Origin of the sequence: Hyphomonas oceanitis (assembly GCF_036964545.1) — a bacterium.
Lineage (GTDB): Bacteria > Pseudomonadota > Alphaproteobacteria > Caulobacterales > Hyphomonadaceae > Hyphomonas > Hyphomonas oceanitis.
In genome coordinates, this window is sequence record NZ_JBALTL010000001.1 from 538,742 (window position 1) to 550,862 (window position 12,121).

General features: G+C 61.4%; 10 protein-coding genes. 4 read left to right on the top strand and 6 right to left on the bottom strand.

The genetic code is table 11. The features are described from left to right. Positions 1 to 61: 61 nt before the first annotated feature. Positions 62 to 1,132 carry a mannose-1-phosphate guanylyltransferase gene (locus V7651_RS02745; protein ID WP_051615074.1) on the top strand — a complete coding sequence of 357 codons (1,071 nt, stop codon included), beginning with the start codon at positions 62 to 64 and terminating at the stop codon, positions 1,130 to 1,132. A 6-nt stretch (positions 1,133 to 1,138) separates the two neighbouring features. Here the strand turns inward: V7651_RS02745 and V7651_RS02750 are convergent, their stop codons facing one another. The 6 genes from V7651_RS02750 to glmS all read right to left on the bottom strand — a co-directional run bounded on the left by V7651_RS02750 (position 1,139) and on the right by glmS (position 7,395). Beyond that, positions 1,139 to 2,065 carry a hypothetical protein gene (locus tag V7651_RS02750; protein ID WP_034738716.1) on the bottom strand — a complete coding sequence of 309 codons (927 nt, stop codon included), beginning with the start codon at positions 2,063 to 2,065 and terminating at the stop codon, positions 1,139 to 1,141. A 27-nt stretch (positions 2,066 to 2,092) separates the two neighbouring features. Continuing rightward, positions 2,093 to 2,965 carry a glucose-1-phosphate thymidylyltransferase RfbA gene (gene rfbA / locus V7651_RS02755; RefSeq protein WP_034738714.1) on the bottom strand — a complete coding sequence of 291 codons (873 nt, stop codon included), beginning with the start codon at positions 2,963 to 2,965 and terminating at the stop codon, positions 2,093 to 2,095. Continuing rightward, complete coding sequence (gene rfbD, locus V7651_RS02760; RefSeq protein ID WP_034738711.1) at positions 2,962 to 3,852, bottom strand: dTDP-4-dehydrorhamnose reductase; 891 nt, start codon at positions 3,850 to 3,852, stop codon at positions 2,962 to 2,964. The genes rfbA and rfbD overlap by 4 nt, the downstream gene beginning before the upstream one ends. Positions 3,853 to 3,855: 3 nt before the next feature. Next, positions 3,856 to 4,899, bottom strand: a complete 1,044-nt coding sequence (gene rfbB / locus V7651_RS02765; protein WP_034738710.1) for a dTDP-glucose 4,6-dehydratase — start codon at positions 4,897 to 4,899, stop codon at positions 3,856 to 3,858. Continuing rightward, the gene (gene rfbC / locus V7651_RS02770; RefSeq protein WP_034738708.1) at positions 4,896 to 5,483 is read right to left on the bottom strand and encodes a dTDP-4-dehydrorhamnose 3,5-epimerase; all 588 of its coding nucleotides are present in this window, start codon (positions 5,481 to 5,483) and stop codon (positions 4,896 to 4,898) included. Before rfbC ends, rfbB begins: the two co-directional genes overlap by 4 nt. Positions 5,484 to 5,568: 85 nt before the next feature. After that, positions 5,569 to 7,395 (bottom strand): glutamine--fructose-6-phosphate transaminase (isomerizing), encoded by a 1,827-nt coding sequence (glmS, locus tag V7651_RS02775; protein ID WP_034738706.1) that lies wholly within the window; start codon positions 7,393 to 7,395, stop codon positions 5,569 to 5,571. 245 nt (positions 7,396 to 7,640) lie between these two features. On the opposite strand from glmS, the gene cysD reads away from it, so the two are divergent. The 3 genes from cysD (at position 7,641) to V7651_RS02790 (ending at position 12,055) form a co-directional block, all read left to right on the top strand. After that, on the top strand, positions 7,641 to 8,534 hold the full coding sequence (cysD, locus tag V7651_RS02780; protein WP_034739090.1) for a sulfate adenylyltransferase subunit CysD: 894 nt from the start codon (positions 7,641 to 7,643) through the stop codon (positions 8,532 to 8,534). Further along, on the top strand, positions 8,534 to 10,441 hold the full coding sequence (cysN, locus tag V7651_RS02785; RefSeq protein ID WP_034738704.1) for a sulfate adenylyltransferase subunit CysN: 1,908 nt from the start codon (positions 8,534 to 8,536) through the stop codon (positions 10,439 to 10,441). The genes cysD and cysN overlap by 1 nt, the downstream gene beginning before the upstream one ends. Before the next feature lie 99 nt (positions 10,442 to 10,540). Then, positions 10,541 to 12,055 (top strand): acetyl-CoA acetyltransferase, encoded by a 1,515-nt coding sequence (locus V7651_RS02790; RefSeq protein ID WP_034738702.1) that lies wholly within the window; start codon positions 10,541 to 10,543, stop codon positions 12,053 to 12,055. The last annotated feature ends 66 nt before the right edge of the window (positions 12,056 to 12,121 follow it).

Consider the following 12,121-nt stretch of genomic DNA (forward strand, 5'->3'; position numbering starts at 1 on the left):
ATCGACTGCGCGAGTCAGGCTCGCAGGCACACCAATAATACCCAAAGGAGCAGCACAGCGCATGACCATATACCCCGTCATCATGTGCGGCGGATCGGGAACCCGCCTCTGGCCGGTATCCACATCGCGCACCCCAAAACAGTTTGTTAACCTGGTTTCCGGGGAATCCCTGTTCCGGCAAACCGCGCGACGCGTGGCACAGGCCGATGACGGCCTCAGCCTCGCTGACCCGGTCATCATCAGCAATGCGCGCTATCTTGATCTCGTCGAGCGCCAGCTTGCCGATGCAGGCATTACGCCGCTCGCCATCCTGCTGGAGCCTTGCGCCCGCAACACGGCTGCTGTGGCCGCCATCGCCGCCGAATATATCAGCCGGATTGATCCTGACGGCCTGGTCCTGCTGCTGCCAGCCGACCACTTCATCGGAATGCCCGCCGCGTTTCGAAAGGCTGTCGCGGATGCTGCCGGGATTGCCAAAGACCGCCGTATCGTCACTTTCGGCATTTCTCCGAACAGCCCTGAAACCGGCTTCGGCTACATCAAGGCCGGTGAACCCATCGGCGCGTCAGGCTTCACCGTCGCCGCCTTCCGCGAAAAGCCGGACATGGAGACGGCCGTGACCTATCTCGCTGACGACACATATTCGTGGAATGCGGGCATCTTCCTCTTCCCCGCCAGCCTGATGAAGGCCGAACTCGGCGCTCATGCAGCGGATGTGCTGGAAGGCGCTGCGGCGGCGCTTGATGCCACGGATACGACGACCACAATCATGCGGCTGGATGAGACCCTGTTCTCGAAAATCCGCTCCATCTCGATTGACTATGCCGTCATGGAGCACACGCAGAAGGCGGCTGTCGTCGGGCCCGTCTCCTGCGCCTGGAGTGATGTCGGCACATGGCCTGCCTGGGGCGACTTGCAGGAAACCACGCCTGACTCAGGCCCTGTCATGATCGACAGCAAGAACTGCACAATTCATGCGGACCCAGGCACGCTCGTCGCGGCGCTTGGAATCGAGGACATGGTGATCGCCGTACAGGATGGCGCCGTGCTCGTGATGCCGAAATCGCGATCGCAGGATGTCAGCCTTGTCATCGCGGCGCTGAAGGCGCGCGGGCGTACAGACCTGGTCTGAGACGCTTCAGGTAAATTCGACCCGCTCTTGCGAAAAGTAGAATAGCGACCGCGTCTCGTCGTCGATATCATCGCTCGATGCCTGAAGCAGTGTCTGCATCGCGTGCTTGCGGTCCTTGAGCGCATGGTCGAAATCCGCTTCGATCAGGCGGTCAACGCCAGTCGATGTCATCGCGTCGCGCACTTCCATGTAAAGCGTCAGCGAGCCACCGAGAAACATGGATTCATAGGCAATCTTGCTCGCGATCTTGTCGTGAATGTCCGTGTAATGAAACTGTTGCAGCATCGTCGACTTGCGCTTGGCGATGAAGTCGATCTCGTGCCGGTATTGCGGGTGGCGCAGGTAATAATTCTTCAGCGCAATCATGTCCGCATCGATCTTACGCTGGATCGTATCAGGCAAGTCTTCATTCAGTATGATGACGATATCGATATCGGACCCCTTGACCATCTCGCCTGACACAAGATGCTCGCGCGGTTCATTGTGGGCGAGGAAATAGGCAAGGTCGCCGGCAATGAAGGCGCACATGGACGAGCGAATTTCCCGCGGCAGATCGAGGAAAAGCGACTTCATCACCTGCTGTGCCAGCGCGATCTTCTCCCGGCTGATCTCGCGGTGCATGTTGGACAACGTGCCCTGCCGCTCGATCATCTGGTCGCGCTGGCCCGGCAGGCCGAACAGCGAGAAGGACAGGAAGTCCCGCAAGATGGAGGGGCTCAGTCGCACCTGGTCTTCACGGGTAATGTCAAACCGCAGGTAATAGCTGGCAAAGTGCGAAACCTGCAGCGCCCGGCTCTGGTAGCAGGCCTGCCACAGGGCGAGCTTCGGAATGTCCGGCAGCTTCTCGGACAATTGCTTGCCGATCAGCGGGCCGTGCATGTTCAGCAGCGCGATGACATGGGATTCGACTTCGGCGATATTGGGAACGGGCATGGCGGGCCTTCCGGAAATTACCGTTCCTTATTGGGCGGATTTGTCCAGCAAGGCCAGTAGGTAGGCCTTGTAATCATTATTGTACGCCATCGCCAGCGCTTCGAGCGTGGCCGCATTGATGAAGCCCTTGCGCCAGGCGATTTCCTCAAGGCACGCGATCTTCAGGCCTTGGCGCTTCTCGAGCGCCTGCACGAAATGCGAGGCCTCCAGCAGACTGTCGAACGTGCCGGCATCCAGCCAGGTCGATCCGCGCGGCAGCTTGGTCACGGCGAGATCGCCCCGCTCGAGGTAAGCCCGGTTCACGCACGTGATCTCGACCTCGCCCCGGCTCGACGGCTTGACCGCCTTGGCAATCTCCACGACGTCGGCATCATAGAAGTAAAGCCCCGTGATCGCCTGATTGCTGCGTGGCTCGGCCGGCTTTTCCTCGATCGAGATCGGCTTGCCTTCCGGTGACAGCTCGACAATCCCGAACCGGTGCGGGTCCTGAACCTGGTGCGCGAAAACGCGCGCGCCCTTCTGCAAGGCGGCTGCCTCCAGCAATTGCCCCGAGAGCCCGGCGCCATAGAAAATATTATCGCCCAGCGCCAGTGCCGACCTGCCGCCATTGATGAAGCGCTCGCCCAATATGAACGCCTCGGCCAGCCCGCGTGGCTCGTCCTGAACCGCATACTCGAACGCGACGCCCCATTGAGACCCGTTGCCGAGAAGCGCCTTGTAGGCATCGGCATGTTCACTCGTAGTGATGATGAGCATCTCGCGGATGCCAGCCAGCATCAGTGTGGAAATCGGATAATAGATCAGCGGCTTGTCATACACCGGAAGCAGGTGTTTCGACACGCCACGGGTGACGGGATAAAGCCGCGAGCCGAGGCCGCCTGCCAGCACGATACCTTTCATGATGTCGCCATCTCCTGGATCAGTGCCGGGACCGTCGCGGCAAGGCCGTCCTGCCAGTCTGGCAGCTGGACGCCGAATACATCGCGCGTGCGTGTCATGTCGAGCCGCGCATTCAGCGGACGGGTCGCAGGCGTCGGATAGGCTGATGTCAGGACATCATCGACTTCGGCGACCGGGCCGTCATGCCGCGCGCTTTCGGCGAAGATGCTGCGCGCAAGGCTTGCCCGGTCCGTCTCGCCTGCCCCGGCCAGATGATATGTGCCCCAGCTTGCAAAGCCAGGCTGGGCAGCCTGACGGCTCATCTCCAGCAGACCGGCCGCCAATGCAGGCGCATAGGTCGGGCAGCCAACCTGATCCGACACGACCGACACACGCTCCCGCGTCTGTGCGAGCTTCAGCATCGTCCGCACGAAATTGTGCCCGAAGGGCGAGAATATCCATGAGACCCGTACAACCAGATGCTTCTGGTAGGCGTCGGCCACAGCCAGTTCGCCATCCAGCTTGGTCTGGCCATAGGTGCAGATCGGCGCCGGATCATCGTCCGGCCGGTAGGCGCGCGGCATCGCGCCATCGAACACACAGTCGGTTGAAAGATGGATCAGCGGAACACCACCGGCCTTGCATGCCAAGGCCAGCGCAGCCGGTCCATCCACGTTCAGTATCCGCGCTTCGTCCGGTTCGGCCTCAGCCTGATCGACCAGCGTGAAGCCACCGGCGTTGATGACGGCGACTGGCTTGTGCTGGTCGATTGCGCGCGCCAGTGTTTCGGGCCGCTTCAGATCTGCATCAGGTCGGCCGAGGCATATCACGGACGCGCCGCCAACATGCGCCAGTGCCTGCGCGACCTGGCCCGTCCGGCCAATCACAAGGATCTTGCCGTCCGCCATGTCTCAGGCTCCGACCTTGCCGAGCCGCTCGCCGGCATAAACCGTCTCACGCAAAGGGCCCCACCACGCTTCATTGGCAATGTACCAGTCGACCGTATCGGCAAGCCCCTGCACGAAATCGCGCGACGGCGCCCAGCCCAACTCACGATCTATCTTGCTCGCATCAATGGCGTAGCGGAGGTCATGCCCGGGCCGGTCAGCCACAAATGTCATCAGGTCGCCATGGGGTGCGCGCTCCGGGCGCCGCTCGTCCAGCAACTGGCAAACAAGCCTGACAATCTCGAGATTGGTCTTTTCGCTATTGCCGCCCACCGTGTAGCTCTCGCCCGGCACACCCGCCTCGGCGATGCGGACCAGTGCGTCGGCATGGTCTTCAACATGCAGCCAGTCGCGCACATTCGATCCGTCGCCATAGATCGGCAGCTTGAGCCCCTCCAGCGCATTGAGCACCATCAAGGGGATCAGCTTTTCCGGAAACTGGCGAGGCCCGTAATTGTTCGAGCAATTGGAAACCATCACCGGCAACCCATAAGTGCGGTGCCATGCCCGCGCGAGATGGTCTGCGCCTGCCTTGGTCGCCGAATAGGGAGAAGACGGGTCATAGGCCGTCGTCTCTTCGAAACGCCCTTCCGGCCCCAACGAGCCGAACACTTCATCGGTCGACACATGCACAAAGCGAACGCCCGCCCCACCCTTGCGCTCATGCAGGGCCCGCGCAACCTGAAGCATCGCGAACGTCCCGATCAGGTTCGTCTGCACGAACGCATCCGCCCCATCAATCGAGCGGTCAACATGCGTCTCGGCGGCAAGGTGGAAAACCACGTCCGGCGCATCCGCCAGCATCAGGTCCATCATTCGGGCCTGATCACAGATATCGGCCTTCACGAGGCGAAACCGGTCCTCTTCTTCGAATGGCGCCAGCGAGGCCGGGTTGGCCGCATAGGTCATCTTGTCGACAACCGTGACCTGCGCGTCCGGCGACGCCATCAGCCGATGGCAGAGCGCCGAGCCTATGAAGCCGGCCCCGCCTGTCACCAGATACTTCATCGGGCGGCTCCCGCCGTCTCGGCCGGGAACACGTCGCCAAGATCTGACAACCGCGGATGCCCCCGGTCACGGTCCGACAAGACCAGCGACTGGTCCGGGAATGGCCATTGAATACCCAGGGAAGGGTCATCAAAGGCCAGCCCGCGGTCAGCCTTTGGGGCGTAATAGGCTGTCACCTTGTAGGCAATCTCACAATCGGGCTCCAGCGTGCAGAACCCGTGCGCAAAGCCCACCGGCACGTAAACCTGCTCGCCTTTCTCAGCTGAAAGCTCCACGCGGGTGTGGTGGCCGAACGTCGGCGAGCCCTGCCGTATGTCCACGATCACATCGAGAATCCGCCCCCGCGTACAGCGAACCAGCTTGGCCTGCGCATGCGGCGGCAACTGGAAATGCAGCCCGCGCAATGTGCCCATGGCTTCAGAGCGGGATTCATTATCTTGGACGAAATCATCCGGAATCCCCGCCTCGGCATAGTGCCGCGCATTGAAGGTTTCCGAGAACCAGCCCCGCGCATCCCCGATACGGGCAGGCTTGATCAGGATCACATCCTTCAGGACAGGATCAGGTCTGAACTCAGGCTTCATAAGCGCGCTCTTCAGCAATTGCAGCAGGCGTATGCCTTCGGGCGAGCGCTATACCATGAACCGTAGCACCCGCAACGCGCGAACCTCACTCAACCGTAACGGACTTGGCGAGGTTGCGCGGCTGATCCACATCCGTGCCCTTCGCCACAGCGACGAAATAAGCCAGCAATTGCAGGGGTATGGCTGTGAGAATCGGCATGGCGATCTCGTCGGCATCCGGCAGGCGGATGACGTGATCGGCCCGGTTTCCTGCCAGCTTGATGCCCTTGTCATCGGAGATCAGGATGATCCGGCCGCCCCGCGCCCTGACTTCCTCGACGTTCGACAGCGTCTTCTCGAACAGGTCGTCATAGGGCGCAACCACAACGATCGGCAGGTCCTGCTCAATCAGCGCAATCGGTCCGTGCTTCAGCTCGCCGGCCGCATAGCCCTCGGCGTGGATATAGGAGACCTCCTTCAGCTTCAGCGCGCCTTCCAGCGCCAGCGGGAAATAGCGTCCCCGGCCGAGGAACAGCACATCCTTCGCCTTGGTCAGCGTCTGCGCAATCGCCTTGATCTCGGGCTGCACTTCCAGCGCTTCGGACACTTTGCGCGGCAGCGACAGCAGGCTCTTCACATATTTGGCCTCGTCACCGGCCTTGAGATGTCCGCGCGCCTTGGCCGCTGACAGAGCCAGCACTGCCAGCACGGCGAGCTGAGCCGTAAAGGCCTTGGTCGAGGCCACGCCAATCTCCGGCCCGGCATGCGTCGGCACAATCGCCTTGGCCTCCCGCGCAATCGAGCTTTCCGGTACGTTTACAACCGCAATCGCAGGCGACTTGTTTTCGCGGCAGTATCGCAGCGCGGCCAGCGTATCGGCCGTCTCGCCCGACTGGCTGACGAACAGGGCCGGTCCGGTCACCGGCAGGACAGGCTTGCGATAACGGAATTCCGACGCGATGTCAGTTTCCACCGCCAGCTTTGCGATCTGCTCGAACCAGTATTTCGCCGTATGGGCGGCATAATAGGCCGTGCCGCATGCGATCGCGACCGCGCGGTCGGCACCGGCGAAGATATCGCTCGCCGTGTCACCCGCCTGAATCGTCTGGGTCGCCTGATCGATATAAGGCAGGATCGAGCGCGCCAGCGATTCCGGCTGCTCGTGGATTTCCTTCAGCATGAAGTGGTCATATTCGCCGCGCTCGATCAGCGCGTCATTGACCGCAGAGGTCACACGCGGACGGTTCACCCGGTCGCCGCGCGCATTGCGAATGTCGGCGCCATCGGGCCGCAGCACGGCCCAGTCGCCTTCTTCCAGATAAGTCACGTCACGCGTCAGCGGCGCCAGCGCGATGGCATCGGAACCGAGGAACATTTCGCCTTCGCCATAGCCAAGCACAAGCGGGCTGCCCCGGCGGGCACCCATCAGGACGCTCTCCTCTCCAGCAAAGATCACCGCCAGCGCAAAGGCGCCCGTCAGCTGGCCAAGCGTTGCCTCGAACGCGTCCACGGCGCTCAGCCCCTCGTCCATCTTCTGGGCGATCAGCTGGGCGATGACTTCGCTGTCAGTCTCGGACTCGAAAACGCGGCCAGCCTCTTCCAGCTCGCTACGCAGGTCACGGAAATTCTCGATGATGCCATTATGCACGATAGCCACATTGCCCGACATGTGGGGGTGGGCATTCGTTTCATTGGGCTTGCCGTGGGTCGCCCAGCGCGTGTGGGCAATGCCGGTCAGGCCGTCCATCGGCTCTTCTTCAAGGCGGGCCTGCAGGTTGACGATCTTGCCCTTGGCGCGGCGTCGCTCGACCTTGCCGCGCGATGAGATGGCAATGCCTGCACTGTCATAGCCACGGTATTCCAGCCGCTTCAGCCCGTCGATCAGACGGTTCGCAACAGGTTCAGAGCCCGTAATCGCTACAATGCCACACATAATCTACCTCCAGGGAATCAGAGAGCGTAGATAGACCCGACCATTCAGTCTGAATAATGACAGATTGTTGGAAATTGCGACAATCTAGGGGTATTCCCAGCGTTAACGGGCGATCCTGCCGGTCAGCCTGACTGTATAGAACTGCTTACAAGTGCGTTTCCTGTAAATGGCGCCCTTCCCTACCCATTATAAGGCGACTAGGACGACACAAAACAGACTGAAGGATGTTACGAACCTTGGCCAAGATGACCCATCTCGACCGGCTTGAAGCTGAGAGCCTGCATATCATGCGGGAAGTGGCTTCGGAGTGCGAAAACCCTGTCATGCTCTATTCGGTGGGCAAGGATTCCGCCGTGATGCTCCACCTGGCGATGAAGGCTTTCTATCCATCGCGCCCGCCTTTCCCCCTGATGCATGTCGATACGACCTGGAAGTTCAAGGAGATGATCGCCTTCCGCGACCGCAAGGCCGCCGAAATGGGCATGGACCTGCTCGTACACATCAATGAAGACGGCGTGCGCGATGGCGTCGGCCCGTTCACGCATGGCTCGGCCATGCATACCGACATCATGAAGACGGCGGCCCTGAAACAGGCGCTCGACAAGTACAAGTTCGATGCAGCCTTTGGCGGCGCACGGCGCGACGAAGAGAAATCCCGCGCCAAGGAACGCGTCTTTTCGTTCCGCTCGGCCGAGCATCGCTGGGATCCCAAGAAACAGCGGCCCGAGCCCTGGAACCTCTACAATACCCGCATTCATCCGGGCGAAAGTATCCGCGTCTTCCCGCTCTCCAACTGGACCGAGCTGGATATCTGGCAATATATCCGCCGCGAGCAGATCGAGATCGTGCCGCTCTATTTTGCTGCTGAACGCCCGGTCGTCACATGGAACGGCGTCGATATCATGGTCGATGACGACCGGATGCCGGAAGAACTCGCCAAGACCGCCGTGATGAAGTCCGTCCGCTTCCGCACGCTCGGCTGCTACCCGCTGACCGGCGCTGTCGAAAGCACCGCGTCCACGCTTGAAGATATCATCCAGGAAATGCTGCTGACCACGACGTCAGAGCGCCAGGGCCGCGTCATCGACGCCGACCAGGCCGCGTCCATGGAGAAGAAGAAACAGGAAGGCTATTTCTGATGCGCCTCACCGACGACCTAATCGCCTCAGACATCGGCGCCTACCTGCAAAAGCACGAGCATAAGTCTCTCTTGCGCTTCATCACATGCGGCAGCGTGGATGATGGCAAGTCGACCCTCATCGGCCGCCTGCTCTATGATTCCAAGATGATCTTCGAGGACCAACTGGCGTCGCTGGAGGCAGACTCCAAACGCGTTGGTACGCAGGGCGAGAATATCGACTTCGCGCTGCTCGTCGACGGCCTCGCCGCCGAGCGCGAACAAGGCATCACGATCGATGTCGCCTATCGCTTCTTTGCGACTGACAAGCGCAAGTTCATCGTCGCCGACACGCCCGGCCACGAACAATATACCCGCAACATGGCAACCGGCGCCTCCACCGCCGATGTCGCCATCCTGATGATCGACGCGCGCAAGGGCATCCTGACCCAGACCCGCCGCCACAGCTTCATCACAACGTTGCTCGGCATCCGTCGCCTCGTGCTCGCCGTGAACAAGATGGACCTCGTCGATTACAGCGAGCAGGTCTTCAACGACATTGTCGAAGACTTCTATGATTTTGCAGACGAGCTGGCGACCGACCTCGAAATCCAGCCCATCCCGATGTCAGCCCTCGCCGGGATCAACATTACCGAGAATTCGCGCGAAACGGACTGGTATGACGGCCCGAGCCTCATGGACTATCTGGAAACCGTGCCGATCGGCGACAAGCGCCTCAATGCCCCGTTCCGCATGCCGGTGCAGTGGGTCAACCGTCCGAACCTCGACTTTCGCGGCTTCTCAGGCCAGATCGCGGCCGGAACCGTCAAGCCTGGCGACCGGATCAAGACGCTGCCTTCGGGGCGCCAGTCCACCATCACCCGCATCGTCACCGCCACGGGCGATCTGGACGAGGCCGTCGCTGGCCAGTCGATAACGCTGACGCTCGCCGATGAAGTCGACAGCTCGCGCGGCGACGTTATCGTTTCAGCCGACAGCCCGGCTGAAGTGTCCGACCAGTTCCAGGTTCGCGTTCTCTGGATGAGCGATACGCCCCTCCTGCCCGGCCGGCGCTACCTCTTGAAGATCGGCGCCAAGACCGTGACGGCCACGATCAATGCACCGAAATACGGCATCGACATCAACACGCTGAACGACATGCCGGCCAAGACGCTGGAACTGAACCAGATCGGCGTCACCACCCTGTCGCTCGACCAGGCCATCGCGTTCGACCCCTATGACGAAAATCGCGAAATGGGTGGCTTCATCCTGATTGACCGCCAGACCAATGACACGGTCGGTCTCGGCATGATCGACTTTGCCCTGCGCCGCGCCTCCAATATCCACTGGCAGGCCATCGATATCGACCGCGCCACGCTGGCCGAGCAGAAAGGCCAGAAACCGGCCGTGCTCTGGTTCACGGGCCTCTCGGGTTCGGGCAAGTCGACCATCGCCAACGCCCTGCAGAAGCGCCTGTTCGCGCTCGGCAAGCACACGTTCATCCTTGATGGTGACAATGTCCGCCACGGCCTCAACCGTGACCTCGGCTTCACCGATGTCGACCGCGTCGAGAACGTGCGCCGCGTCTCGAACGTTGCACGCCTTATGAGTGATGCCGGCCTGATCACGCTCGTCTCGTTCATCTCGCCATTCCGAGACGAGCGCCAAATGGCCCGTAATCTTATGGCCGATGGCGAGTTCGTGGAGATCCACGTCGATACGCCGCTCAATGTCGCAGAGCAGCGCGACGTAAAGGGTCTCTACAAGAAGGCCCGTGCAGGCGAAATCAAGAACTTCACCGGCATCGACAGCCCCTACGAGGCTCCGCTCACCCCGGAACTGCGGATCAACACGGTCGGACAATCCCCTGAAGATGCCGCCGAAACGATCCTGGACTACCTCAAGGAAAAGGGTTTCCTCTCGCACTAGGCGCAATACCGGGTTTCCCCAACGTCCCATCTCGAAATCGCTCTGCGGGCGCGCTAAGCCCGTCCGCAGAGCATATTTTGAGATATCAGGGAGACTAATATGGCCAAGGGAGACATGCCCGTCCTCGTCGGTGTGGGACAAAGCCTCAGCCAGTGGGACGGCACAAACGGTCCTGACGGCGCACCTTCGCCCCTATCTCTCATGGTTGATGCCTCGAAGGCCGCCCTTGCCGATGCCGGCGCGGCTGGTATTGCCGGCGCGATAGATACGCTCGCCGTCGTCCGTATCTTCGAGGACTCGGTCGGTCGCGCGCCGCACCCTCACGGCCACAACACAAACCTGCCCGGCACGCTCGCCCGCGATATCGGCGCCAAGCCTGCCAACCTCATCTATGAGACCGTCGGCGGTCAGAGCGCGCAGGCGCTGGTCAACGAGATGGCCGCCCGCATTTTCGCTGGCGAAGCCGAAGTCGCCCTCATTTCCGGTTCGGAAGCCAACCGCGCCTCCAAGGGCGCCCGGCGCCACAATGTCGAGATCAACTGGGCCGATGGCGATGACGCCGCCTACGAAGATCGCGGCATGGGCCCGATGATGCTGACCCGCGAAGAGATCAAGCACGGCTTGATCGCCCCGGCCTATTTCTACGGCCTGTTCGAGAACGCCATCGCCGCCCGCGAAGGCCGCACGCGCAGCGAGCATCGCCGCGCCATGGCCGAGCTCTTCCAGCCCTTCTCTGCGGTTGCCGCCAAGAACGAATATTCACAATTCCCGGTCGAACACAGCGTCGACTTCCTCTCGACGCCGTCGCGCGAGAATTACGAATATGCCGACCCGTTTCTGAAATGGTTCATCGCACAGGACGCTGTGAACCAGGGCGCTGCGGCCATCCTGATGAGCGAGAGCAAGGCTGATGAACTCGGCGTTCCCAAGGACAAGCGCGTCTATCTCCACGGCGGTGGCGAGGCAGGCGACAACCATATCTCCGTGCGGCCGAAGCTCGATGGTTCATGGGCGATGGAACAGGCGACGTCACGTGCGCTGACACAGGCAGGCGTCACCGCGGACGACATTGATCATTTCGACCTTTATTCTTGCTTCCCCTGCGCGGTCTTCTCATCAACCGCCGCTATGGGCATGGATTGGAAAACCGATCCCCGCCCCCTCACACTGACGGGCGGCCTGCCCTTCTTCGGCGGCCCCGGAAACAATTACTCCCTCCACGGCATTGCCGAGATGGCGCACACGCTCCGCGCGGCGCCCGGTGACCTCGGCCTTGTCCTCGCCAATGGTGGCTGGATGACCAAGGAAGCAGCCGGCGTCTACTCGACAGAGAAGCCGAAGGCGTTCCGTCCGGTCGCCCCTGCTGCCAAGGCGAAGACAGAAGTGGAAATCCATCAGGCAGACGGCGAAGGCACGCTCGAAACCTTCACCGTCACCCACGGCAAGGCAGGCCCAGAGACCGGCATCATTTTTGCCCGTCTCGCCGACGGCCGCCGCACGATTGCAAAGGCCAGCCCGGCCGCCCTCGCTGTTCTGCGCGAAGAGGCCAGCCCCGTCGGCCGCAAGGTGAAGATCACCGTCGAAGACGAAGTCGGGACATTCGACTTCGCCTAGGCGACACGACCGCCTGGACTCCTCTTTGGTTTTTCAAGGTCTGATCGGGTTTCGCATGGGACCGCG